The organism is Variovorax sp. H27-G14 (assembly GCF_046156345.1).
Classification (GTDB): domain Bacteria; phylum Pseudomonadota; class Gammaproteobacteria; order Burkholderiales; family Burkholderiaceae_C; genus Variovorax.
In genome coordinates, this window is sequence record NZ_JAYLVN010000011.1 from 207,725 (window position 1) to 232,448 (window position 24,724).

23 protein-coding genes are annotated in these 24,724 nt (G+C 66.2%); 14 read left to right on the forward strand and 9 right to left on the reverse strand.

Translation table 11 applies throughout. The features are described from left to right. Positions 1–215: 215 nt before the first annotated feature. Positions 216–935, reverse strand: coding sequence for a glycosyltransferase (locus VLK31_RS23765; RefSeq protein ID WP_409170918.1), 720 nt, complete (start codon positions 933–935; stop codon positions 216–218). Between the two features lie 134 nt (positions 936–1,069). On the opposite strand from VLK31_RS23765, the gene VLK31_RS23770 reads away from it, so the two are divergent. The 3 genes from VLK31_RS23770 to VLK31_RS23780 all read left to right on the forward strand — a co-directional run bounded on the left by VLK31_RS23770 (position 1,070) and on the right by VLK31_RS23780 (position 4,805). Then, entirely contained in the window at positions 1,070–1,333 is a 264-nt protein-coding gene (locus VLK31_RS23770; RefSeq protein ID WP_409170919.1) for a hypothetical protein, read from the forward strand. 138 nt (positions 1,334–1,471) lie between these two features. Further along, entirely contained in the window at positions 1,472–3,907 is a 2,436-nt protein-coding gene (locus VLK31_RS23775) for a catalase (protein ID WP_409170920.1), read from the forward strand. A gap of 109 nt (positions 3,908–4,016) precedes the next feature. Continuing rightward, positions 4,017–4,805 carry a transglutaminase domain-containing protein gene (locus VLK31_RS23780; protein ID WP_409170921.1) on the forward strand — a complete coding sequence of 263 codons (789 nt, stop codon included), beginning with the start codon at positions 4,017–4,019 and terminating at the stop codon, positions 4,803–4,805. A 57-nt stretch (positions 4,806–4,862) separates the two neighbouring features. Here the strand turns inward: VLK31_RS23780 and VLK31_RS23785 are convergent, their stop codons facing one another. Then, positions 4,863–5,648, reverse strand: coding sequence for an SDR family NAD(P)-dependent oxidoreductase (locus VLK31_RS23785; RefSeq protein WP_409170922.1), 786 nt, complete (start codon positions 5,646–5,648; stop codon positions 4,863–4,865). A 132-nt stretch (positions 5,649–5,780) separates the two neighbouring features. Here VLK31_RS23785 and VLK31_RS23790 point away from each other — a divergent pair, with 132 nt between their 5' ends. Together VLK31_RS23790 and VLK31_RS23795 are read left to right on the forward strand one after the other, a co-directional pair. Continuing rightward, positions 5,781–6,479: a TetR/AcrR family transcriptional regulator gene (locus VLK31_RS23790; RefSeq protein WP_409170923.1), complete on the forward strand. Its 699-nt coding sequence runs from the start codon at positions 5,781–5,783 to the stop codon at positions 6,477–6,479. A 153-nt stretch (positions 6,480–6,632) separates the two neighbouring features. Beyond that, on the forward strand, positions 6,633–7,724 hold the full coding sequence (locus VLK31_RS23795; protein WP_409170924.1) for a BMP family ABC transporter substrate-binding protein: 1,092 nt from the start codon (positions 6,633–6,635) through the stop codon (positions 7,722–7,724). A 31-nt stretch (positions 7,725–7,755) separates the two neighbouring features. On the opposite strand, the gene VLK31_RS23800 is transcribed toward VLK31_RS23795, so the two are convergent. Both VLK31_RS23800 and VLK31_RS23805 read right to left on the reverse strand, forming a co-directional pair. Further along, on the reverse strand, positions 7,756–9,096 hold the full coding sequence (locus tag VLK31_RS23800; RefSeq protein WP_409170925.1) for a type II toxin-antitoxin system HipA family toxin: 1,341 nt from the start codon (positions 9,094–9,096) through the stop codon (positions 7,756–7,758). Positions 9,097–9,098: 2 nt separating this feature from the next. After that, positions 9,099–9,404 carry a helix-turn-helix domain-containing protein gene (locus tag VLK31_RS23805; protein ID WP_409170926.1) on the reverse strand — a complete coding sequence of 102 codons (306 nt, stop codon included), beginning with the start codon at positions 9,402–9,404 and terminating at the stop codon, positions 9,099–9,101. Positions 9,405–9,685: 281 nt separating this feature from the next. Here VLK31_RS23805 and guaD point away from each other — a divergent pair, with 281 nt between their 5' ends. The 4 genes from guaD to VLK31_RS23825 all read left to right on the forward strand — a co-directional run bounded on the left by guaD (position 9,686) and on the right by VLK31_RS23825 (position 14,294). Next, positions 9,686–10,972: a guanine deaminase gene (gene guaD / locus VLK31_RS23810; protein ID WP_409170927.1), complete on the forward strand. Its 1,287-nt coding sequence runs from the start codon at positions 9,686–9,688 to the stop codon at positions 10,970–10,972. Between the two features lie 109 nt (positions 10,973–11,081). After that, positions 11,082–11,648 (forward strand): dCTP deaminase, encoded by a 567-nt coding sequence (dcd, locus tag VLK31_RS23815; protein ID WP_409170928.1) that lies wholly within the window; start codon positions 11,082–11,084, stop codon positions 11,646–11,648. A 112-nt stretch (positions 11,649–11,760) separates the two neighbouring features. Beyond that, positions 11,761–12,657 carry a neutral zinc metallopeptidase gene (locus VLK31_RS23820; RefSeq protein WP_409170929.1) on the forward strand — a complete coding sequence of 299 codons (897 nt, stop codon included), beginning with the start codon at positions 11,761–11,763 and terminating at the stop codon, positions 12,655–12,657. Between the two features lie 131 nt (positions 12,658–12,788). Then, entirely contained in the window at positions 12,789–14,294 is a 1,506-nt protein-coding gene (locus tag VLK31_RS23825; RefSeq protein WP_409170930.1) for a DEAD/DEAH box helicase, read from the forward strand. A gap of 61 nt (positions 14,295–14,355) precedes the next feature. Here the strand turns inward: VLK31_RS23825 and VLK31_RS23830 are convergent, their stop codons facing one another. The 5 genes from VLK31_RS23830 to VLK31_RS23850 all read right to left on the reverse strand — a co-directional run bounded on the left by VLK31_RS23830 (position 14,356) and on the right by VLK31_RS23850 (position 19,179). Then, on the reverse strand, positions 14,356–14,577 hold the full coding sequence (locus tag VLK31_RS23830) for a hypothetical protein (protein ID WP_409170931.1): 222 nt from the start codon (positions 14,575–14,577) through the stop codon (positions 14,356–14,358). A gap of 138 nt (positions 14,578–14,715) precedes the next feature. Next, positions 14,716–16,338, reverse strand: a complete 1,623-nt coding sequence (locus VLK31_RS23835) for a rhodanese-related sulfurtransferase (protein WP_409170932.1) — start codon at positions 16,336–16,338, stop codon at positions 14,716–14,718. Continuing rightward, a complete protein-coding gene (locus VLK31_RS23840; protein ID WP_409170933.1) occupies positions 16,335–16,964 on the reverse strand; it encodes a cysteine dioxygenase in 630 nt (209 codons plus the stop codon). Before VLK31_RS23840 ends, VLK31_RS23835 begins: the two co-directional genes overlap by 4 nt. Continuing rightward, positions 16,961–17,941 (reverse strand): ABC transporter substrate-binding protein, encoded by a 981-nt coding sequence (locus VLK31_RS23845; RefSeq protein WP_409170934.1) that lies wholly within the window; start codon positions 17,939–17,941, stop codon positions 16,961–16,963. The genes VLK31_RS23840 and VLK31_RS23845 overlap by 4 nt, the downstream gene beginning before the upstream one ends. After that, entirely contained in the window at positions 17,938–19,179 is a 1,242-nt protein-coding gene (locus VLK31_RS23850) for an acyl-CoA dehydrogenase family protein (RefSeq protein ID WP_409170935.1), read from the reverse strand. The genes VLK31_RS23845 and VLK31_RS23850 overlap by 4 nt, the downstream gene beginning before the upstream one ends. Positions 19,180–19,289: 110 nt before the next feature. On the opposite strand from VLK31_RS23850, the gene VLK31_RS23855 reads away from it, so the two are divergent. The 5 genes from VLK31_RS23855 (at position 19,290) to VLK31_RS23875 (ending at position 24,409) form a co-directional block, all read left to right on the forward strand. Then, positions 19,290–20,291 (forward strand): ABC transporter substrate-binding protein, encoded by a 1,002-nt coding sequence (locus VLK31_RS23855; RefSeq protein ID WP_409170936.1) that lies wholly within the window; start codon positions 19,290–19,292, stop codon positions 20,289–20,291. Between the two features lie 34 nt (positions 20,292–20,325). Continuing rightward, positions 20,326–21,444: an LLM class flavin-dependent oxidoreductase gene (locus VLK31_RS23860; protein WP_409170937.1), complete on the forward strand. Its 1,119-nt coding sequence runs from the start codon at positions 20,326–20,328 to the stop codon at positions 21,442–21,444. Positions 21,445–21,597: 153 nt separating this feature from the next. After that, complete coding sequence (locus VLK31_RS23865) at positions 21,598–22,416, forward strand: class II aldolase/adducin family protein (RefSeq protein WP_409170938.1); 819 nt, start codon at positions 21,598–21,600, stop codon at positions 22,414–22,416. A 23-nt stretch (positions 22,417–22,439) separates the two neighbouring features. Beyond that, positions 22,440–23,414 carry an ABC transporter substrate-binding protein gene (locus tag VLK31_RS23870; RefSeq protein WP_409170946.1) on the forward strand — a complete coding sequence of 325 codons (975 nt, stop codon included), beginning with the start codon at positions 22,440–22,442 and terminating at the stop codon, positions 23,412–23,414. Next, a complete protein-coding gene (locus VLK31_RS23875; RefSeq protein WP_409170939.1) occupies positions 23,411–24,409 on the forward strand; it encodes an ABC transporter substrate-binding protein in 999 nt (332 codons plus the stop codon). Before VLK31_RS23870 ends, VLK31_RS23875 begins: the two co-directional genes overlap by 4 nt. Positions 24,410–24,724 lie beyond the last annotated feature (315 nt).

The following is a 24,724-nucleotide window of genomic DNA, read 5'->3' on the forward strand; positions in this document are numbered from 1 at the left end:
GGTGCAAGAAATGCGGATGCGCCGAGATGCACGTGTCACGTGTCCCTCCTTTGTTTGGCGCCATCCTAGGAGGTTTGTTACGAATTACGTACTACTTATCGCCCCGGGTTACATCACGCAAAGATCCTTGCCAAAGCGAACTAACCTGCGTGTCAGGTTCAGGTCAGGCTTGCTTGTTGTTGGCGCACCCGGCTCGGCCGTGCACCGTTCGCAGGTCACGGATTCGCAACGGCAGGCGTCACCAGCAGCAGCGGCCGCGATGCAGCCTCCAGCCGCTGGGCCACCGCGCCCAGCAAAGCGTCCGCGAACCCGCCGACGGCCCGTGCATCCTTGCGCGCGCTCGTTATCACGCGGGGCTTCGCGCTCCATGCCACGGACGCGCCGCACGCGACCAGCGCATTGACCAGGGCCACGTCTTCGCTGCACGCCAGGTGACGAAAGCCGCCCGCGCGCCGGTACGCGGCCGCGCACACACCCAGGTTCGCGCCGTGAATGTGCGAGTGCCCTTCGTCGTCTGTATAGGTCTGCTCAAAATGCCACGCGAGCAGGGGCGCGTGCGCGCCATGCGGCGTCCAGTCGGCCACCGCCACCGTGCCACACACCACCTCGGCACGCAGTGACAACTGGTCCGCCAGCCACGAGGGCGACACGATGGTGTCGGCATCGGTAAACGCAAGCCAGCGTGCGCCGCGCGCAAGAAGCGCCTCGGCGCCGACGGCGCGTGCCATGCCGACGTTCTTCGCGCGAATGCTCAGCGTGGTCGCGCCGCCGGCGCAGGCGAACACGCCGGTGGCGTCGGTGCATGAATCCAGCACGACGAAGATCTCCACACGCTCGCCCGCGAGCTCGGTGTGCCGGGCAGCGTCTTGCAGGGCAACCAGGCATGCGCTGATGCAAGCCTCTTCGTTGTGGGCGGGAACGACGATGCCGATCATTCGACGGTTCTCCTTCAGGTGTGGGGAAAGGTGGGTTGTGTGCAATCTAGGGCTGCGCTTGTCGCGTTGCGTCGGCGCGCATGCGGGTTGCGTGTAGGCGGCGGTGTGGGGCTGGCGCCCGCTCATTCAACGCCATGCACCCATTCACCAACCATGGATCTGGCGGCGTTTTCCTACGCGCACACCCAGGCCGTGTTGGGCAATATCGCTGGTTTTTTTGTAGGGCCGAGATGCTGAAACTCTTCCTTGGCATTGCTGCAAGCCCCTTCATCGCGGTGGCGATGTTCAGCTTGGGCTTGTTGTTCGCTGCAATTCATCAGCTCGCATTGCCTTTGCTTTTTCTGTGGGAGCGCTACCTGGAGCACAGGCCGCCCAAACCACCGAGGTTGCAGAAGTAGCCGGCTCTGCAGTGCCTTCCAGGCCCCACGCGGACTGTCTTCTCCTGTTGCAAATCTCCCGGTGCCGATGCGGCGGCTTCCTACAAAGCGCGGCAGTTGTGAAACATAGCCTTGCCCTCCCCATTTCGAGAGAAAGCCATGGCCAAGAAAACCCCTGTGACCCCCGCAGCCAGCGCTGCCGAGATTGACGCGGCGAGAGCCGCAGCGCGCAACACCGACAGTGGGCCCGCGAGCCCCATGCCCCCTCAAGCCGGCAAGGGCGATCCGCCTGCTCAGAAGGCAATGGACACCCAAGCCCTGGCCAGCGGCATGCCCTCGAACACCAACAAGGCACTGGAGCACGGCGAGGCCAATGCACAGGCCACGCCGGCAGGTGTGACTGTCAAGCCGCCTTCGCGGCTGCCGGGCGGGAGCACGCTGTCCGAGCAGAACGCGTCGGAGAAAACGGGCACGGTCGCAAGCGAGGGCACCAACGCGACCATCGGCACGCTGGACCGGGTGCGGGTCGATTCGAGTGGGCAGATGCTCACCACCAACCAGGGCGTGCCGATCGCGGACAACCAGAACTCGCTGAAGGCGGGCGCGCGCGGCCCGGTGTTGCTCGAAGACTTCATCCTGCGCGAGAAGATCACGCACTTCGACCATGAGCGCATTCCGGAGCGCATCGTTCACGCGCGCGGCTCGGGCGCCCATGGTTTCTTCGAGGCGTACGAGCCGCTGACCAAGTACACCAAGGCCGCGCCATTCAAGGAGGCGGGCAAGGTCACGCCGGTGTTCGTACGCTTCTCCACGGTGGCCGGTGAACGCGGCTCCAAGGACACCGCGCGCGACGTGCGCGGCTTTGCCGTGAAGTTCTATACCGACGAAGGCAACTGGGACCTGGTGGGCAACAACATGCCGGTGTTCTTCATTCAGGACGCGATGAAGTTCCCCGACCTCGTGCACGCGGTGAAGCCGGAGCCGCACCATCAGATGCCGCAGGCGGCCAGCGCGCACGACACCTTCTGGGACTTTGTCTCGCTGATGCCCGAGTCCACGCACATGCTGATGTGGCAGATGTCCGACCGCGCCATTCCGCGCAGCTACCGAATGATGCAAGGCTTTGGCGTTCACACCTTCCGGCTGGTGAACGAGGCGGGCGAGAGCTTTCTGGTGAAGTTCCATTGGCAGCCCAAGCTCGGCACGCATTCGCTGGTGTGGGAAGAGGCCGTCAAGATCTCAGGGGCGGACCCGGACTTTCATCGGCGCGACCTGTGGGAGGCCATCGACGCGGGCGAATACCCCGAGTGGGAGCTGGGCCTGCAGATCTTCACGGAAGAGCAGGCGGAGCAGTTCAGCTTCGACATCCTCGATGCGACCAAGCTCATTCCCGAAGAGCTGGTGCCTGTGCAGATCGTTGGGCGCATGGTGCTCAACCGGAACCCGGACAACTTCTTTGCCGAGACGGAGCAGGTGGCGTTCTGCACGGCGCACATCGTGCCGGGCCTGGACTTCACCAACGACCCGCTGCTGGCGGGGCGCATTCACTCCTACGTCGACACGCAGATCAGCCGCTTGGGCGGGCCCAACTTTCATGAGCTGCCGATCAACGCACCGATAGCGCAGGTGCACAACAACCAGCGTGACGGCATGCACCGCCAGGCGATCCATCGGGGTCGCGTGGCTTACGAGCCGAATTCGCTGGCCGGTGGTTGCCCGTTTCAGGCAGGCGCAGCGCAGGGGTTCACGAGCATCGCGAGGCGCATCGACGCCAAGGAGAGCGCGGACAAGCTGCGCATCAAGCCCGAAAAGTTTGCCGACCATTACACGCAAGCCACGCTGTTCTACGAAAGCCAGACCGAGGCGGAGAAGGCGCACATCGGCAATGCGTTTCGCTTCGAGCTTTCCAAGGTGACGGTGCCTGCCGTGCGTGAGCGCGTGGTAGCCAGCCTGTTGAACGCCGCACCCGACTTGGCACAGCGCCTGGCGCAGGACCTGGGCATGGACCTGCCCGCGCCTTTGCCCAAGGCCTTGGAAACGCCGGCGGCACCGGAGGTGGAGGTGTCACCGGCGCTGTCGCTCACGGCACGACCCGGCGACGGCGGCATTCGCACGCGCAAGGTGGCCGTGCTGGTGGCCAACGGGGTCGAGGGCGCATCGCTGCAGAAGCTGGTGTCGGCGTTGGTGGCCGCCGGTGCGGTGCCGCGACTCGTCGGCGCGCGGCTGGGAACGTGCGTGGGTGTGGGCGGCGAGAAGTTCGCAATCGACGCGACGATGGAAAACTCGCCCGGCTTCCTGTTCGACGCGCTGGTGCTGCCCGACGGCGAAGCGGCCGTCGAAGCGCTGGACGCGGATGCCCACACGCTGGAGTTTGTGCGCGACCACTACTGGCACTGCAAGACGATTCTGGCGCTGGGTGCCTCCGAGGCGCTGCTGGCCGAGGCGCAACTGCCAATGACGTTGCCGGACGGCGCGGCGGACCCGGGCCTGATCCTTGCTGCTGCAGCCGGAGCCGATGAAGCCATTGCGGCTTTCATCACGGCGGTGGGCGGGCCCCGCCACTTCGATCGCGAGAACGATCCGCCGAAGGCTTGACGGGTTATTGAGGCGCGCAGGGCCTGCTCGCAATGAAGCGGCAGGCCCATTCTTTTTCCATGTTTCAACCAGCAAGGACATGCCCATGAGGCTCCACGCGACATGTCAGATGACAGTGACCGCCCCCAGCGACTGCCCCGTGGTCGCCATGCTGCGGCCCCGCAGCGGCGAGGCCCAGTGGATGGTCAGCGAGCGCTATGAACTGCACCCCTGGGTGCCCACCACCGAGTACGTCGACAGCTTCGGCAACCTGTGCCAGCGCCTGAAGATCCCGCAGGGCACGATGCGCATCGAGGTGGAGATGATCATGGAGGCCGAGGGCGCCATTGCGGTGGAGCCCAGCGCCGCGGCGGTGCCGGTCGAAGACCTGCCGTTCGACGCGCTGCAGTACCTGCTGCAAAGCCGCTATTGCCCGTCGGACAAGATGGGCGAGCGCGCCGAACAAATTGCGGGTGATGCCACGCCTGGCTATGCGCAAGTCGAGGCCATCCGCAGCTGGATTCACGCCAACCTCGAATACAAATACGGCGTGAGCGACGGCTCCACCGACGCCCTGGACACGCTGAACGACGGTGCGGGTGTGTGCCGCGATTTCTCGCATGTGGGCATCGGGCTGTGCCGTGCCCTGCACATTCCGGCCCGGCTGGTGGTCGGCTTTCTGCATGGGCTCGACCCGATGGACATGCACGCTTGGTTCGAGGCTTTCGTCGGCGGGCGCTGGTACACCTTCGACGCCACGCAAGACCAGCCGCGCGGCGGTCGCATCGTGGTGGCCTATGGACGCGATGCGGCGGACGTGGCCTTTCTGTCGAACTACGGGCCGCTGGAAATGGGCGAGATGACAGTGACGGTGGAAGAGATTCAGGCGTCCGCCACGCGCATGGCAGCGCCGCAGTAGGGCGCTGGTTGCCGCAGCTGGCTGAACCGCCGTGCCCGCACGCCCGGCACAAGGGGTTCAGCCGTTCATGATTCGCGCGAACAGTGGCTGGTGCAACCAGCGCGGCGTGGCCCACACCATCGCCACTGCGGCCTTGTTGTTGAAGCCGGGCACCACGCTGATGCGGCCCGCATTCAGCGCGCGAATGCCAGCGCGCACCACGGGCGCCGGCTTCATCATCAGGAGCTTCAGCCCCCATGTGATCTTCTGCTTGGCCGCCTGCGCGAAGCCGGTGTCCGACATGCCGGGGCACAGCGATGTCACCGTCACGCCGTCGCGCTTGAACTCGCGGTGCAGGGCGTCACCAAGGCGCAGCACGTAAGCCTTGGCTGCGCCATACACGGCCATGTCTTCCACGCCGTAGTGGGCCAGCAGGCTGGCGACGAGCAGGATCTTTCCGCGGCGGCGCTGGCGCATGTCTTCGCCGAAGAGGCGGGTCATCACTGTGAGACTTGCAATGTCCAGTTGCAGCATGTCCAAGGCGCTTTGCACCGGCGTGTCGAGGAAGGCGCCCTGCAAGCCGTGGCCGGCGTTGTTGATGAGGATGTCGACCGCGATGCCGCGCTCGCGCAGGCTGGCGTGCAGGCCGGTGACTGCCGCCATGTCCGACAGGTTGGCTTGCTCCACGATGACCTTCACGCCGTGCGCCTGCCGCAGCGTGGCGGCCAAGGCCTGCAGCCGATCGAGCCGGCGCGCGACCAGAATCAGCGGATGGCCTTTTGCGGCGTATTGCCGGGCGAATTCCTCGCCAAAACCGCTGGACGCACCAGTAATGAGAACCCATGAGTCGACGTTTGCAGCCATGACATTTGCCTTTGTTGAAGTCGCGTTGAAGCAGAAGGTGGTCGGCCCCCTTGCTTTCAGGCAAGATTGGAGACCAGTGGTCTTCAATGTAGCAGACCACTGGTCTTTAATCAAATAGAGAGTGATTTCCGCATGAACCCGCCCGTGAATTCGCCCGTGAACGCGCCGGCCTTGTACTTACGCGCGAGGTCCGCCGAGCAGAAGGAAGAGCGGCGAACCCACCTGCTGGCCACCGCGCGAAACCTGCTGCAAGAAAGCCCGACCGTGCTCGACCTGGGCATCAACGAACTGGCGCGGCAGGCACAGATGACCAAATCGAACGTCTACCGGTATTTCGAGAGCAGTGAGGCGGTGCTCATGGCGTTGCTCGTCGAAGAATTCGGCGGCTGGCATGCCGAGCTGAGCGCGATGCTGACGCAGGGAGGCCAGGCGGACGCGACGGTCGAACACATCGCCCGCGCCTTCTCGTCGACCGTTGCTGCGCGGCCGTTGCTTTGTCGGCTGACGAGCATCCTGCCGTCCATCCTGGAGCGCAATGTGTCGCTCGAGCGCATGGTCGAATTCAAGGGCAACCTGCTCGCCGTTCGGCAGCAGACGGCGCAGAACTTTCATGCGCGCCTGCCCAGCATGTCGGTGCAGTCTTTCGAGACAGTCGTGAAGCACGCGCTGCCGTTGATCATCGGCCTGTGGCCGCTCAGCAACCCGTCGGAAGTGGCGGGCCAGGTGATCGCGCAACCCGGGCTGGAAAGCCTGCGGTACGACTTCGAGCAGGACCTCGAACATGCGCTGCTGGCGCTGATGCGGGGGCTCGCATCAACCCCAACGAAGTAGCCATCGGCTGAACTGCCGGATCGACGTCGGTGCTTGAAGGCGAGAGCCTGGACAAAGTCTCGCTGCCGGCCGCCGCATAAAATCACGCCCCCGCATCAGGTCGTCCCAGCCGGTTGCGGGTCTTGTTTTTCTGGGGCCATGTAGAGGAACACCATGTACAAAAACCTCGTGGGCCGCGCCGTTCTGGCGTGTGTTGCCGCTTGCTTTTTATCGTCTGCTCATGCGCAGACACCGCCGCCGCTGAAGATCGGCTTCGTCTATGTCACGCCCGTCACCGACGCCGGTTGGGTGCGCCAGCATGAAGAGGGCCGCCAGGCCGTCGCAGCCGCGTTGGGCGACAAGGTCAAGACCACCTACGTCGAGAACGTGGCCGAGGGCGCCGACGCTGAGCGCGTGATCCGCGACCTTGCGCGGCAAGGCCATTCGCTGATCTTCACGCCGAGCTTCGGCTACATGGAGCCGACGCTGAAGGTGGCGAAAGACTTTCCCGAGGTCAAGTTCGAATCGATCACCGGTTACAAGACCGCGCCCAACGTGGCGACCGCCAACGCGCGCTATTACGAGGGGCGCTACCTCGCCGGCATCGCGGCGGGCCGCATGACGAAGACGAACATTGCGGGCTACGTCGCGGGCTTTCCGATTCCCGAGGTGCTGCAGGGCATCAACGCCTTCACGCTCGGCATGCGCTCTGTCAACCCGAAGGCCCAAGTTCACGTGGTGTGGCTCAACGCCTGGTTCGACCCGCCGAAGGAGCGCGACGCGGCCATGGCCCTGTTCAACCAGAACGCCGACGTGGTGTCCTTCCACACCGGTTCCACGGCCGTGATGGCGGCCGCTCAGGAGCGCGGCAAGATGGCCATTGCCTACCACTCCGACATGCGCAAGATCGCGCCTGACGCGCAGCTCGTCGCGGTCACCCATCAATGGGGTGGCTACTACACGCAGCGCGCCAAGGCCGTGCTCGACGGCAACTGGAAGAGCGGCAACCTCTGGGGCGGCGTGAAGGAAGGAATGATCCGCGTCGGCGACTTCGGCACGCGCGTGCCCAAGGCCGTGCAGGAGGAGGTGCTCGCGCGGCAGCAGGACATTGCCGCCGGCAAGCTGCAGCCCTTTCGCGCGGTGGCGGGCGACGTGCGCGACAACGAAGGCCGCATGGTGATCGTCAAGGGCGCGCAGTTGACCGACGAGCAGATCCTGAAGATGAACTGGCTGGCCGAAGGCGTGCAGGGGCGTGTGACGCGCTGAGCGGCCAACGGCCGCGGCGAGCGGTACAGGCCTATAAAGCCGGCATGGCCGCCAGCACCTTGGCGCAGCGCGCGAGCCCTTCCAGAATCTTGTCGGACACCGCAGCCGGAAAGTGCGGCGGCAAGCGCGCGCCCATCCGTTCGATCACGCCCGGCGTGTCTGCGAGCACGCGCTGGATGATGTCTTCTGCATCCGGGCCGTAGTGGCACTTTTGTGCCATGGCGTTGAAATGGCGCCGCTGGATGGTCTTGAACGGGTAGTGCTTGCTTTTGCCGATCAGCGCCATGGCCAGCTTGGCCTCGTGCCGTGAGAACTGGTTGGGTCCCTTGCCCTCCACGGGCCAGATGGACATCACGTCGTAGATGGGTGTCAGCCTGTAGCGGCCCATCGGGAGCCAGGCGATGCTGAAGTTCTTTGCATGCCCGTCGGGCGCACCGAGCATCCAGAAGAGAAGCTGCACGGCCAGCAGCGTGGCAAGGTCTTCCTGCGCATTGGCCGAGCTGCGAAGCACGCCCGCAAGGTCGGTCATACCCGGTCCGCCGTCGGCTTCGTACTTCAGGTGCGAGGGCTTGCCCAGCGCCTGGCAGAAGTCTTCCTGCGGCAGGCGCAGCCACCACTTGCCCGACGAATGCAGCCGGCGGTCGAAGCGCTCGACGGCCAGCACCTTCTGCGCGCCGAACTGCAGCATGGCCGTGCGTGGCACGGGAATACCGTATTCCTGAAGGATGTTCAGGCAGAGCCACTCGTTCTCCACCGAGGTCGAGAAGTCGGCCTTGCGATGGCCGACCAGGCCCAGCGGCAACTTCAGGATGTGCGTGGTGGGCGTCGCGCCGTGCGGGCGCACCCACTGGCCCTCGTGCCACAGCAGCGCGGTTTTTTCCTGGGCGCCGGCCAGGGAGATGCGCAGTTCGTCTTCGGGCGCCGAGGCCTGCGCGAACCTGCCAGGGTCGACGGTTTGCTGCAACAGCTTTTCGACGCCGGCTTCGCTCATCGGCTCGCCTTCGATGCGCTCGACGCTCGCCGGGGTGTCGTCCTCGCCCAGCAATTGAATGGCGCCTACGCAATCGCGGCCGATGGCCTGGAGCAGGTCGAACGGCTGTGTGGTGCGCGTGCGAAAGCGGCTTGCGATGCGCTCGCGAATCGGCAGGCTGTCAGGCAGCAGATTGTCGAAGTAGTTCTGAACGACCGCTCCCTTGTGGATGAAGCCGCCGACCAGTGGCAACGACAGCGAGAGCGGGCGTCCTGCAGGTGAGCTGACCCAGGCATCGTCGTAGCGCAACTCGTCCGCGCCGCGCTCGGGTATGCGCCAGGTGCCTACGCGTTGGCCGTTGGCCCAGATGGCGAGCGTCGGAATATGGGGTGTACGCGCCATGCTCACCACTCCGAAGCAGATGTTTCATTGGCGACATGCCTGGGACTCGGGTGCTCGCCATACGGCGTGGGCGTGTTGGAGCGCTGCGTCGGATTCTTCGAGCCGACCAGCATCTCCATGCCCAGCACACCGAAGATGGCCAGCAGTTGCTCCAGGCTCACCGAACCGGGGTTGAGCTCCATGTGCGACATGCGGCTCTGGCTGATACCGAGCCGTTCGGCCAGCTTCACCTGCGAGATGCCTGCTGCCTTGCGTGCGGCCTTGAGCAGCACGCCGAGCTGCGACGGGACTGAAAGAACTTGCTGCATGGATATACCAATGAAATGGGTAATTAGTAATTTACCGATCTGATGGGTATTTGTCAAATTACCCATGAAATAGGTAAAACCATAAATACCCATTTGGTGGGTATATCGGGGCTGCCACCAATGCATTGCCTGCGGAATCAACAGCGGACCCATAGGGCTGCATGCCAAGCAAACAAGAACTTTTCTCAATTGCGTCGGACTAACGGTTCCGCGTCCATATAGCACTCATACGCGCAAGGGAATTTCGCTGCGGCAGGGCTGCATTACCCTCCGCATCCACGATGAAAAAAGCCTACCGCGCCTCCCTCCTGCGATTCGACGCCGCCGGCCAGCCCGTTTTCGACGAAGACGGCCTGCTGGTGATCGCCCCCGACAGCACGGGCCGCCAGCGCGTGCTGGACGCCGGCAGCCATGCCGCCGTGGCGCCGCGCCACGCCGACGCCGAAGTAACCCACCTGCCAGGCCGCATCCTCGCGCCTGGCTTCGTGGACATGCACATCCACTTTCCGCAGACCGACATCATCGGTTCGCCCTCGCCGGGGCTGCTGCCCTGGCTCGAGAACTACACCTTTCCGGCGGAAGCCAAATTTGCCGACCCCGCGCATTCGAACGAAGTGGCCGACGTGTTCTTCGACGAACTGCTGCGCAACGGCGTCACCACCTCGCTGACCTTCGCAACATCGCATGTGGCCTCGGTCGACGCTTTCTTCGAAGGCGCGCAGCGCCGTGGCCTGCGCATGATCACCGGCAAGGTGCTGCAGGACCGCAACTCACCCGACGGCGTGCGCGACCACACCGAGCAGAGCCTCGTCGACACCGAGGCGCTCATTCGCAAGTGGCACAACGTCGACCGGCTGGGTTACGCCATCACGCCACGTTTTGCGCCCGCGAGCACCGACGCGCAGATGCGCGGCGCGGGCGAGCTGGCCGCAAAGTACGCAGACACCTGGATCCAGTCGCACGTGGCGGAAAACCGCGACGAGGTGGCGTGGGTGCGCGAGCTGTACCCGCAGTCGCGCTCCTACCTCGACGTGTACGCCGGTTTTGGCCTGATGCGCGAGCGCGCCGTGTACGCGCACTGCATCTACCTGGACGACACCGACCGCGCCCTGCTGCGCGACACCAAGACAGCCGCGGCCGTCAGCCCGACCAGCAACCTGTTCCTGGGCAGCGGCTTCTTCGACTTTGGCGCGGCCGACCGCGTGGGCTACCCCTACGGGCTGGCCAGCGACGTGGGCGGCGGCACCAGCTTCAGCCCGTTCCACACCATGATGGCCGCGTACTACGTGGGCCGCGAGGGCCAGACCAAGACCGGCCTGAGCATCGCGCCTTCGGAGCTCTGGTGGCGCCACACCGGCGGCGCGGCACGCGCGCTGGGTCTGGACGGTGTGGTCGGCAACCTGCAGCCGGGCTGCGAGGCCGACTTTCTGGTGCTCAACCCCTCAGCCACGCCGTTGCTGGCGCGCAAGACGAAGCTGGCGAACACGCTGGAAGAAATGCTGTTCGCAATGATCGTGCTGGGCGACGACCGGCTGGTAGAGCGCACGGTGATCTCGCAGGCGGGCTGAACCGCGCCAGGGCAAAGGGCGAAGGGAAAGTGCGAAGGGGGAGGGCGGGCGCGGGCACCCATGCCACAATTCGCCCCCCATTCCTCCCCCGCAGCAGCAGCGAGCGCATATGAGCATCAAGAGCGACAAATGGATTCGGCGCATGGCCGAAAACGAAGGAATGATCGAGCCCTTCGAGCCGCGCCAGGTGCGCGAATCCGCGGGCCACAAGATCATCAGCTACGGCACTTCTAGCTATGGCTACGACATTCGGTGCGCGCCTGAATTCAAGGTCTTCACCAACATCCACAGCACCGTGGTCGACCCGAAGAATTTCGACGAAAAAAGCTTCGTCGACATGCACGGCGACTACTGCATCATTCCGCCGAACAGCTTCGCGCTGGCGCGCACGGTCGAGTACTTCCGCATTCCGCGCAACGTGCTGACCATCTGCCTGGGCAAGAGCACCTATGCGCGCTGCGGCATCATCGTCAACGTGACGCCCTTCGAGCCAGAGTGGGAAGGCTTCGTGACGCTGGAGTTCAGCAACACCACGCCGCTGCCCGCCAAGATCTACGCGGGCGAAGGCTGCGCGCAGGTGCTGTTCTTCGAGAGCGACGAGGTCTGCGAGACCAGCTACAAGGACCGCGGCGGCAAGTACCAGGGCCAGCGCGGCGTGACACTGCCGAAAGCCTGACAGCGCGCCAAGCCAGGCGCTGACGGCCGGTTACGCCCCGCAGCCCCGGGGGCAAGTACCATCCTGCGACCGCCGGCAACTACTCCTGCAATAAGCCGGCAAGGAGAGCGCGATGAGATGGGAAGGCAACGATCAATCGGACAACGTCGAAGACCGCCGTGGTGAAGGTGGTGGCGGCGGTGGGGGCGGCGGCGGTTTTCTCGGCGGGCGAAGCATTGGCATCGGCACCATCGCGGTTGCGCTGATCGCGGGCTGGGTTTTCGGCATCAACCCGCTCACCGTACTGAGCCTGCTGAGCGGTGGCGGTGGTCCCGCGCAGGTGCAGCAGCAGCAACAACAGGGGCCGGCGCCCAAGCCGCCCTCCAACGACCGCGAGGCGGCCTTCGTCTCCACGGTGCTCAAGAACACCGAAGTGGTCTGGACGGACATCTTCAAACAGAACGGCGGCACGTACCACGCACCGCGCCTGGTGTTGTTCCGCAATGCCACGCCCACGGCGTGCGGCACGGGGCAATCGGCCATGGGGCCGTTTTATTGCCCGGGAGATCAGAAGGTGTACATCGACCTCGCCTTCTACGACACGCTGAAGAACCAGCTTGGGGCGCCGGGCGAGTTTGCGCAGGCCTACGTCATTGCGCACGAAGTCGGCCACCATGTGCAGGACGAGCTGGGCATTACCGCCAAGGTCGACGGCATGCGCAACCGCCTGAGCCAGACCCAGAACAACGCCATGAGCGTTCGCGTCGAGCTGCAGGCCGACTGCTTTGCCGGCATCTGGGCTCACCATTCGCAGGAGTCGAAGAAGTGGCTCGACCCGGGCGACATCGAGGCCGCAATGAACGCCGCGCAGAAGATCGGCGACGACGCATTGCAGCGTTCTGCGGGCCGCGCTGTGGTGCCAGACAGCTTCACTCACGGGTCGAGTGCGCAGCGCCAACGATGGTTTGGCGCGGGGTATCAAAGCGGCGACATCAAGGCCTGCGACACCTTCAATGCACGCAGTCTTTGAGCTGAATGCTCTTGAAGTGCTCATGAATGCTGTAATGTTTGCTATCAAATAAATAGCAATTCTGCCGGCGCGGACGTTGTCATGTCGCCGTCACTGCCGTTTTTTGCGGCAATGCGACAATCGAAGGCTTAATGACAAGCTCCTTCTCCAATCTAATGCTGGCGGAACCGCTGGCGCGCGCCGTGGCCGAAATGGGCTACGAGACCATGACACCCATCCAGGAGCAGGGCATTCCGGTCGTGCTTTCAGGGCAGGATGTGATGGGCGCCGCCCAGACCGGTACCGGCAAGACGGCCGCGTTCTCGCTCCCGTTGCTCCAGCGCATGCTCAAGCACGAAAACGCCTCGACCTCGCCCGCGCGGCACCCGGTTCGGGCCCTTGTGCTGTTGCCCACCCGCGAACTGGCCGACCAGGTCGCGCAACAGGTCAAGCTGTACGCCAAGTACACCAACCTGCGCAGCACCGTGGTGTTTGGCGGCATCGATATGAAGCCCCAGACGCTCGAGCTGAAAAAGGGCGTCGAAGTGCTGGTCGCCACCCCCGGCCGTTTGCTCGATCACATCGAAGCCAAGAACACGGTGCTCAACCAGGTCGAATACGTCGTGCTCGACGAGGCCGACCGCATGCTGGACATCGGCTTTTTGCCCGACCTGCAGCGCATCCTGAGCTATTTGCCCAAGCAGCGCACCACGCTGCTGTTCTCGGCCACCTTCTCGTCCGAAATCAAGCGCCTGGCCGGCAGCTACCTGCAGAACCCAGTCACCATCGAAGTGGCGCGCCCTAACGAAACCGCGTCCACCGTCGAGCAGCGCTTCTTCAGCGTGAGCGACGACGACAAGCGCCGTGCGCTCACGCAAATCGTGAAGCAGCGCGGCATCACGCAGGCCTTTGTGTTCGTCAACAGCAAGCTGGGTTGCGCACGCCTGGCGCGTTCGCTCGAACGCGACGGCCACCGCACCACCGCGCTGCACGGCGACAAGAGCCAGGACGAGCGCCTGAAGGCGCTGGCCTCGTTCAAGGCCGGCGAAGTCGACCTGCTGGTTTGCACCGACGTTGCGGCACGCGGCCTCGACATCAAGGACGTGCCCGCCGTCTTCAACTTCGACATTCCGTTCAACGCCGAAGACTACGTGCACCGCATCGGCCGCACTGGCCGCGCCGGCGCCTCCGGTCTGGCCGTGAGCTTTGCCAGCGGCGGCAACGACGCGCGCCTGGTGGCCGACATCGAGAAGCTGATCAAGAAGAAGATCGAGCTCGAGCCGGTCGAGTGGGAAGAAGACCGCCCGCGTGGTCGCATCAATGACGGACGCCGTCACTGGCGCGAAGAAGGCGAAGCCGGCGACGCACGCGATGTGCTCGACCAGCCGCGCGAACGCAGCAGCAGCCCGAGCGGCAGCGAGGTGCGACGTGCTGGCGGCATTGGCGGCGGCAATGGTGGTGGCGGCGGACGCCCGCACCGTGCGCCTTCGGGCTCGCGCGACCCGTTCTTCGACAAGCCCTACGAGCCAGGCGCACCGCCTGACGCCACACCAGCGTGGGAAGCCGCTGCCAAGAACGCGCCTGCGCGTAGCGTGTCGAGCAACATCAAGAGCAAGCGCAAGGTGGCTGCGCTGTTCAAGAGCGCCGAGCCAAGCTGATTTTGCTGAATGAACCGCGGCGTCATGCGCCGTGATTCATTTCATTCAACCGCGAGAAAGCTCAGCGCCAGCCGCGGTGCCAGCCGTACTGCGGATGGTGCCAACCCCAGCCGTAGCGCGGGTGATAGGCCCATGCAAAGCCCACGCCGGGCGACACATACGTCGGTGCCACGTAGGCCACGCCAGGTGGCGCTGCATAGATGGGTTGGGCCGGTGCAACCACGCAACCGGTCAAGGTTGCGGCCAACACGGCGGCGGACAAGGCAAGAACGGGCAATCTCATGGCGAAGCTCCTGGGGAGTTGTTGTCGGTCTTCACAACCAACGCCCCGCCGCTGCACCGGATGACGCCCTTTACCCGGGCGCAACAGTGTCACTGCACTGTTGTCATCCTTTCAATGGGCTTTCGCAGCCGTTGCCCCTCAGACAACCTTGAAATGATGCGTGCCGTCGCGCCCGAGTTGCGCGACCAGGCCGAACTCCCAGTCCAGGTACGCCTGCATCGCTTCGGGCGGGGCATCGGTGCCTTCGTAAGGGCGGCGATAGCGGTCGGTGCGCGGCGTGCCAAGGCGCGTTTCGCCGGTCTCCGCGGGCAGGCCCGCAGCGAACCACGCGGTGTTGCCCCCGGTGAGCACCAGCACTTCGACATCGCCCTTGCCGCGCGCATCGAGCAGCCCGCGCAGGTCCGCCGCGGCGTAGCGTGCGAGCAGGCTGCTGCCGCATGTCAGCACATAGCGCTGTGATGCCGGAACGACGGCGTTCACCGCCTGCGCCAGCTGCGCGCGAATGACGAACCATGCGCCCGGAATGTGGCGCTTCACGTAGTTGGCGCCGGTGGTCACGTCGATCACCTCGGTGCCGCCCTTTGCCAGCAGCGCCGCCAATTCGGAAGGCGTGATTTCTCCCACCACGGTCGCGACCTGCGGATGGTGCACCGCAAGCGCTGCCGTCTCGGTGAAATCCACCGCCGTCGGCACTGCATCGGGCACGTACACCTCCCACCCCATCTGCGCGAGCCACGAGGCGCTCATCGACGCGCGCACGCCGTCGTCGTCCGCCAGCACGATGCGCGCGCCGCGTACCGGCACCTGGTGGTCGGTCTCCTGCACCAACTGGCCGCCGGGGGCGCTTGCAAAGCCGGGCAGGTGGCCCGCTGCGTACTCCTCAGGGGTGCGCACGTCGAAGCGGTACACGGTGCGCCCTGGGGCTTCGAGCGTGTGCAACGCATCGAGTGCGATGCGGCGCACGCCGGCCAGGTCGGCCACGCGCCGTGCATCGGCCTGCGCCTGCGCGCGGTGCGCGTCTGACACCGCGGCCGGCGCCTGCCGCGCGGCGCCATGGTCCAGCACCTGCCCCGCCAGCTTCCAGCCGATCGTGCCGTTGCGCAGCGCCGCCACCGGGTTGGGAATGCCCGCGTTCACCAGCGACTGCGTGCCGATGATGCTGCGCGTGCGGCCCGCGCAATTGACGATGACCTGCGTGGCCGGGTCGGGCGCCAGTTCGCGCACACGCAGCACCAGCTCGGCGCCGGGCACGCTGGTGGCCGAGGGAATGCTCATCGTCTGGTATTCGTCGAAGCGGCGCGCGTCGAGCACTACCACGTTGGCCTTGCCCTCGACCAGCGCCTTCACTTCTGGCGCGGAGAGCGAAGGCGTGTGCCGCTCGTGCTCGACCAGTTCACCGAAGGACTTGCTCGGCACGTTCACGTCGCGAAACAGCTCGCCGCCGGCTCGGCGCCAGCCCTCGAGCCCGCCTTCGAGCCGGTGCACATTGGTGTAGCCCAGCTCGGTGAAGACCTTTGCCGCAATCGGCGCGAGATCGGTGCCGTCGTGCTCGCCGTACAGCACGATGAGCGTGTCGCGCCGCGGAATGCGGCGCCAGGCTTCGATCTCCACGCGCGACAGCGGCAGGTTGGCCGCCCACAGCGGATGCTCCTGCGCGAACGGGTCTTCCTCGCGCACGTCGAGCAGGGCGGTTTCGTCGCGTGCGATGAGGCGCGCGCGCACCGCGGCGAAAGGCAGAACGGAAAAGGTGGCAGTCGTCATGCGGGTGTCGATGCAAGTCTGAGTTCGGCGGAGCGGTCCCACAGGTTGGGCAGCAGCGCGTTGGAGTATCCGGAGACGAAGGGCTTGCGGCCGCCCTGCGCCGGGTAAGTATGCCGCCGCACCGCGCCGATGTTGGCGCCGTAGACGTGGATGCTGATCGACACCCGGTCGGCGTGCGCGTTGTGCACGCGGTGCAGGTCGCCGATGAGGGGCGACACGGCTTGCACGTCACCCGCCTCGAGCCGCACCGACTGACCGTGCAGTTGCGCTTGGCCTTCGGCGTCGACCTCATAGCCTTGGCTGTACTCCGCCCCGCGCAGCATGCCGATGAGCCCCCACACCGTGTGGTCGTGCACCGGCGTGGCCTGCCCCGGTCCCCACACGAAGCTCACGACCGAGAAGCGTTCGGTGCTGTCCGCATGCAGCAGAAACTGTTGGTAGCGCGCCGGGTCTGGCTGAGCGAAAGCATCGGGCAGCCAGTTGTCGCGTGCCACCAGCGTGCGCAGCAGGGCGCCGCCTTCGGACAGGATGCGGGGCTCATTTGACTGGTCGGGCACAGCGTCGAGCAGGCGACCGAACGCGCCGACGAATTCGCGCAGCGGCGCTATCGAGGCGGGCGCCGTCATGCCGCACGCTTCCAAACGTTCGTGTCGGTGATGGCGCGCACGTCCACCCGCACCGGCAGGATGCCGTCGCGCGCCGAGCGGTCGGCCACCGCCTGCAGCGCGGCGATGTCGGCTTCGCTCACCGGCCGGCCCGCCACCGACGCGCGCGCGGTGATGATGCGCGCCGATGCCATCGGCAGCCGCGTGAGCTGGCTGTAGGCCTGTGCATAGGCTTCGGGGTTGGCCAGCGCCCAGTCGCCGGCACGGGCGAGCCGGTCGAGAAACTGCACGATGGCCGCGCGCCGGGCCGGGTCGGCCAGCGACGACTCGGTCGCGGTGATGAAGCCCAGCGCGGTGTTGATGCCGCGCCCGTCGCGCAGCATGCGGCCGCCCTGCTGCAGCGCAATGGCGTAGTACGGGTCGAACACGGCCCACGCATCGATCTGCCTCGACGCAAAAGCGGCGGCCGCATCGGTCGGCAGCACGAACTTCACCGTGACCTCTTCGCGCTTCACGCCCGCCTCTTCGAGCGCGCCGTACAGCTGGTACTGCGAGATGCTGCCGCGCGCGGACGAGACGATCACCGTTTGCCCGCGCAGGTCCGCCACGCTGCGCAGCCTGGAGTCTTGCTGCACCACGATGCCCAGCGACTCGGCCTTGCCGACGCGCGTGGCGACGATCTTCAACGGCGTCTTGCCGACCGCCGCGGCCAGCACGGGCAGGTCGCCGGCCATGGCCGTGTCGACCGCCGCGCTGCGCTGCGCCTCGAAGAGCGGCGCCGCGCCCTGAAAGTTGGCCCAGCGGTAGGCAAAGGGCGCGCCTTCGAGCGTGCGCGAAGCCTCGAACAATGAGCGCAGGCCGCCGGCCTGGTCGCCCAGCACCAGCGTGGTCTGCGGTTGTGCGAAGGCGCGCAGCGAACCGCTGGTTGCCAGCGAGAGCGCCGCGCCCTGCTGAAGCCATCTGCGCCTTGAAGCCATGGAGAACAAAAGCGAGGTCATGCGGCGGCTCCCGCAGCCAGCAACGCGCGCTTGCCCGCCCCCACCAGCACCGCGTCGTTCTGCGGCGTGTGGATGCGGCTGCACAGCACGTCGCGGTAGTGGCGCTCCAGCGGGTTGGCGCGCGTAAGGCCATGGTTGCCGCTGAGCTGCAGCGCCAGCTCGACCGCGCGAACGGCGTTGCCGGTCACGGTGTACTTGAGCAGGCCGCTGTCGGGCGAGGCCTGCGCATGGCCGCTGTCGACGGCCGCAGTGGCATCGTCGAGCAGCACGCGGTTGGTGCGCAGCAGCGCCTCGATCTCGCCCACGTGCTCCTGCACGCGCGGCAGGCTGGCCAGCGACGCGCCCAGGCTGCCGGGGGCGCGCTGGTTCAGAAAGCCCACCAGCCAGTCGCGCGCGGCCGTGGCCACGGCGTCGTAAAGGCTGCCGAGCAGCACCGTCATCCAGGCCTGCTGCGTGGCGTGCGCGTCGATGTCCGTCTGGCTGCCCGCGTCGGGCGCCCAGTCGGCTGGCGCGCGCAGGTCGACGGCATGGGCCAGGTCGATGGCGACGTTCTCGAACACCACCTCGTGGCTGCCCGATGCGCGCAGGCCCAGGTGGTCCCAGCTCGCAATCACGCGCACGCCGGGGGCATCGCGCGGCACCAGGAACACGCCGGTGCGTGGCACGGCCTCGTCGGTGCGGGCCCACACCGCGAGCCAGCTCAGGCCTTCGATGCCGGTGGTGTAGAGCTTGTGACCGTCGATCTTCCAGCTCGCACCTTCGCGCCGTGCCACCGTGCCAGGCAGGCCGCCGCGCGCCGGCGAGCCCAGCGCGGGTTCGACGCGCAGGGCATTGATCAAGGCGCCGTGGGCCACCGCGTCGCGCGTCACCCGTTCGCGCAAGGGCGCGGGCCAGCGGCTGTCGGGGCGTGTCAGCGCGTGGTGCTGCAGGTAGGTCATGGTGAGAATCAGCGCGGTGGCGGGCTCGCCGCGCGCCACGGCCGCAATCACGCGCCGTGCCGTGGCCAGCGATGCGCAGCCACCGCCATGCTCGGCCGGCGCGACCAGCGCGATGAGCCCGTGGGCCTGCAGCGCTTCGAAGTTCTGGTGCGGAAAGGCGCCGCTGCGGTCGTGGTCGGCCGCGGTGGCGGCGAACTGCGCCGTCAGACGGGCCAGCACGGCGGGGTCCACCGTGGTGGGTGTGGAAACTGGTGTGGAAACGGGTGTGGCCGACGCGCGGCGCAAGGGGAGTGCACTCATGGTGCCTGCACGGTAGCGCTCGGCGTGGCGCCGCAAAACGATGCATCCTGCATATGCAAACTCGTTTTTCTGCGTTCGCTTTCGGGCGCTGCCTCGGTACGGTCCGGTGCATGAAATCAGATTTTTCCTTGGACCGGCGCCGCCTGCTGCAAGCCGCCGCCGCACTGGCCGCCAGTGGCACCGCCGCCTGGTCGCAGGCCGCTGCGCCTGCACCGGACCTGTCAGGCGTCACGCTCCGCGTAGGCACCTACAAGGGCCTGTGGCGGCCCTTGCTCACCGCCGCGGGGCAGGCAGACACGCCCTACAAGATCGACTGGCGCGAGCTGAACAACGGCGTGCTGCACATCGAAGCCATCAACGGCGACGCGCTCGACCTGGGCTCGGGCAGCGAAATTCCGCCGGTGTTTGCGGCACGCCAGAAGTCCAGCGTGAAGCTGGTGGCGGTGACGCACGAAGACCTGAACAACCAGGCCACGCTGGCACGCAAAGACGCGCCCGTGCGCACAATTGCCGACCTGAAGGGCAAGCGTGTGGGCTATGTGCGCGCCACCACCTCGCACTACTACCTGGCCAAGCAGCTGGCCGAGGCGGGCCTTTCTTTCAGCGACATCCAGGCGGTGAGCCTCACGCCATCAGACGGCTTGTCGGCCTTCGCGCGTGGCGACCTCGATGCCTGGGCCATCTACGGCTACAACGGCCAGCTGGCGCGCACGCAGTACGGCGCGCGCACCCTCAAGACCGGCGTGGGCTACCTGTCGGGCAACTTCCCCATCTATGCCAACCCGCGCGCGCTGGACGACGCGCTGCGCCGTGCCGCGCTGGGCGACCTGCTGCAGCGCCTGCAGCGCGCCTTCGCGTGGATCAACGGCAACTTTCTGGCCTACGCCCGCGCGCAGTCGGGTGAAACGCGCGTGCCCATCGGGGACATCGTCGAGCTGTTCAATCGCCGCAGCGGCGACTACAGCCTGGGCCCCGTGAGCGACGCCGTGGTGCGCAGCCACCAGGACGTGGCCGACACCTTTCTGAAGATCGGCGTGCTCGACGGACCCGCCGACGTGAAGCCTTTGTGGGACCGCAGCTTCGAGAGCCTGCTGCGCCTCCCAGCCGCCTGACCCTTCATCCCACACCCCAAAAAAGGAAAACACCATGAGCCACCCACAGCCAGAAGGCGTCGAATTCATCGGCATGATCCAGGGCCAGAAGGTCTCGGAGATCCACGCCGCCAAGGGCCCCTCGCTCGACCGCGACTACGTGCGCGCCTTCGCCCAGGCCCATGAGCAGGCCGGCTTCGACCGCGTGCTGGTGCCGCACCACTCGACCAGCCCCGACGCCACGCTCACGGTGGCCTACGCCGCTTCGGTGACCGAGCGCATCCACTTCATGCTGGCGCACCGCCCCGGCTTTGTGGCGCCCACGCTGGCCGCGCGGCAGTTTGCCTCGCTCGACCAGTTCAGCGGCGGCCGGCTGGGCGTGCACTACATCTCGGGCGGCTCCGACGAAGAGCAGCGCCGCGACGGCGACTGGCTCGACCACGACCAGCGCTACGCCCGCACAGACGAATACCTGGAGGTGCTGCACAAGGTGTGGACGGCCGAAAAGCCGTTCGACCATGAAGGCGCGCACTACCGCTTCGAGAACGCGTTCTCCGAAGTGAAGCCGCTGCAGACGCGCAACGGCAGGCCGCATGTGCCGGTGTATTTCGGCGGGGCTTCAGAGGCCGCGATTCCGGTGGCCGGCAAGTACGCCGACGTGTACGCGCTGTGGGGCGAGTCGCTCGACCAGGCCCGCGAGCTCACCACGCGCGTGCGTGCCGAGGCCGCCAAGCACGGGCGCAGCGTGCGCTTTTCGGTGTCGTTCCGCCCGATCGTGGCGCAGGCCGAAGAGGCTGCATGGGCGCGCGCTGAAAACATCCTTGCGGAGACCAGGCGGCTGCGCGTGGTGCAGGGCTACAACCGCGGCGGTCCGCAGCAGAGCGAAGGCGCCAAGCGCCTGCTGGCTGCGGCCGACAAGGGCCCGCGCGTGGACAAGCGCCTGTGGACGGCCGTGGCGCAGGAGATTGGCGGGCGCTCCAACAGCACCGCGCTGGTGGGCACGCCGGAGCAGGTGGCCGATGCGCTGCTCGACTACTACGACCTGGGCGTGACGACCTTTTTGATTCGCGGCTTCGATCCGCTGGAGGACGCGCTGGACTATGGGCGCGAGCTGATTCCGCGCACGCGGGAGTTGGTGGCGCAGCGTGCTGCGTCAGTGCGCAAAGCAGCTTGATCCCTGCATTTCTCCCTCCCCTTCCGGGGGAGGGCAGGGGTGGGGGCTCGCGGCGTTGAGCGCTGTCATGGCGTTGATGCCGTCGTGCCCCCATCCCAGCCTTCCCCCGGGAGGGGAAGGAGCAAATCCAAAAACTGAACAACAGGAGTCCCCATGAGTGCCGTTCTTTCCATCGACCGCCATGCGTCGCTGAAGCTCAACCCGAACCCGCAGCAGAAGTACTGGTTCGACCCCGTGCCGCCGCGCCCCACCGTGCAGGCCGAGCGCCGCCACCGGCAGGAGCGCCTGGCCGGTGCCTTCCGCCTGTTCGCGCGCTTCGGTTTTGCGCAGGGCCTGGCCGGCCACATCACCGCGCGCGACCCGGAGCTGACCGATCATTTCTGGGTCAACCCGCTGGGCATTCATTTCTCGCGCATCAAGGTCTCCGACCTGCTGCTGGTCAACGCGAAGGGCGAGACCGTCATTGGCGACAGACCGCTCAACAAGGCCGCCTTCGCCATCCACGCGGCCATTCACGAACACAACCCGAAGATCATTGCCGCCGCCCACACGCACTCGACCTACGGCAAGGCCTGGTCCACGCTGGGCCGCAAGCTCGACACCCTCACGCAGGACGCCTGCGTGTTCCACGACGACGTGGCGCTGTTAGACGACTTCACCGGCATGGTGGTCGACAACAGCGAGGGCGAGCGCATTGCGCAGGCGTTGGGCGACAAAAAGGGCGCCATCCTGCAGAACCACGGCATCCTGACCGCGGGCCCCACGGTGGAGGCCGCCGCGTGGTGGTACATCGCGCTGGACAACGCCTGCCACACGCAACTGCTGGCCGAAGCCGCCGGCAAGCCGCGGCCCATCGACGAGCAAACCGCGCGCCACACGCACGGCCAGATCGGCGGTGCGGAGGGCGCCATCCACTCCTTCGACAGCCTGTACGAAGGCCTGGTCGAGGCCGAACCGGAGCTGCTGCTGTGAGCACACCCTTGTCCCGCCGCGGCATGCTGCGCGCAGGCGGCGCTGCCGCCGTGGTCGCCTCGGGCGGCCTCATCGCCTCGCAGGCGTTCTCGCAACCGCAGCGCAAGCTCACCTTTGCCTGGAACGCCGCCGCGTTCTGCCTGTCTCCGGTGGTGGTGGCGCAGGAGCGCGGCTACTTTGAGCGCAACGGCCTGCAGGTCGACCTCATCAACTACACCGGCTCCACCGACCAGTTGCTGGAGTCGCTGGCCACCGGCAAGGCCGATGCGGCGGTGGGCATGATCCACCGCTGGCTCAAGCCGCTGGAGTCGGGCTTCGACGTGAAGATCGTCGGCAGCTCCCACGGCGGCTGCGTGCGGCTGGTGGGCGCGAAGAGTGCGGGCGTCACCAACCTTGCGAGCCTGAAGGGCAAGACCATCGGCGTGTCGGACATCACCAGCCCGGGCAAAAACTTCTTCTCCATCCTGCTCACCAAGAACGGCATCGATGCCGACAAGGACGTCACCTGGCGCCAGTACCCGGCCGACCTGCTCGACATTGCGGTGAAGAAGGGCGAGATCCAGGCCATTGCCGACGGCGACCCCAACATCTACCTGATCGAGAAGCGCAACAAGGGCGTGTACGTGGAGGTGGCGAGCAACCTCACGGGCGAATACAAGGACAAGGTCTGCTGCATCGTCGGCGCGCGCGGCGAGCTGGTGCGCAAGGACAAGGCGAGCGTGGCCTCGCTGGTGCGCGCCATTGCGCAGGCCTCCGACTACGTGGCCGAAAACCCGAACGAGTCGGCCAAGCTCTTTGCCAAGTACTCGCCCAACGTGCCGGTGGAAGACCTGCGTGCCTTGCTCGGCACGCTCACCCACAACCACCATCCGCTGGGCAGGAGCCTGCGCGACGAGGTCGAGTTCTATGCGCGTGATTTTCGCGGCGTGGGCGTGCTCAAGAAAAGCACGGACCCGGTGCGCTTTGCGGAGCACGTGTCCTTCGATCCCCTGGCATGAGCCGCGGCAACTTCCATTCCAGTTTCAATTTCAACGCCATGACGCTCCACGGTTCACGTCGACAGTTTCTCGTTCAGGGCGCTTCGCTCGCCGCCGCCGTCGCGTTGCCCGGCGTGGTGGCCGCGCAGGGCCGCCCGGTGCTCAAGGCCGGTGACCAGAAGGGAGGCCTGCGCGCGTTGCTCGAAGCGGCGGGTGGGCTGGGAGGCCTGGGTTACGACATCCAGTGGTCGGAGTTTCCGGCGGCTGCGCCGTTGGCCGAAGCGCTCAATGCCGAGGCGGTCGACCTGGGCCCCATCGGCGATGCGCCGCTCGTCTTCGCGCTGGCCGCGGGCACGCGCGTGAAGGCCATTGGCGCGAACCGTTCCGACTCCTACGGCACGGCGGTGTTGGTGCGGCCTGATTCGCCGTTGAAGACGGCTGCCGATCTCAAGGGCAAGCGCGTGGCGACCAACCGGGGCTCCATCGGCCACTACGTCACGCTCAAGGCCATCACCGCGGCGGGCCTGAAGCCGGAGGAGGTGAACATCCGCTTTCTGGCGCCCGCCGATGCCAAGCTTGCGCTCACGCAGGGCTCGGTCGACGCCTGGGCCACGTGGGAGCCTTACACCGCTTTGGCCGAGGTGAGCCACCATGCGCGTGTGCTGGTCAGTGGGCGCGGCTTGCTGCCGGGGCTGAGCTATCTGGCGGCGACGGACAGTGCCATTGCCGGCAAGCGGGTGGTGCTGCAAGACTTTTTGCAGCGCGTGGTGAAAGCGCAGCTTTGGTCGTACCGCAATGTCGATGCCTATTCGGCGGCGCTGGCTCGCATCATCGGCATTCCTGCGGAGGCGGCGAAGCTGCAGTTCGAGCGTCGTCAGCAGAACTGGGTGGCCATCGATGCAAAGGTCATTGCTGATCAGCAAGGGACTGCGGATTTTTATCGGCAGGTCGGGTTGATCAAGCAGGCGCTGGATGTCAAAGGCACTTTTGATACTGGGTTTTTTGTTGCTGGGTAGTTGTTGCTTTTTTTCAGGGCGACGCTCACGCCGACGGGGTGCCTTGCTCCGCGATGTCCCCCGGCCTGCGGCCTCCTCCTTTATTTCGCTGCGCAAGGCACCCCATCGGCGTGAGCGTTGTTAAGAGCGGTCGTTGATCGTGCGATCACCGACAGCGTGCCCTGGTGCACAGGGCGTCGGGTGCTCCCCGCAGCGAAATAAAGACACCGTTATGTTTGTCAAGCGTTGGCCATCAAGCGCGGGCCTTCTTGCCGTGATTTGGGTCGAAGGGCTTGCCCGACCTCAGGACGCCGAAGGCGATGGAAAGCAGCTTGT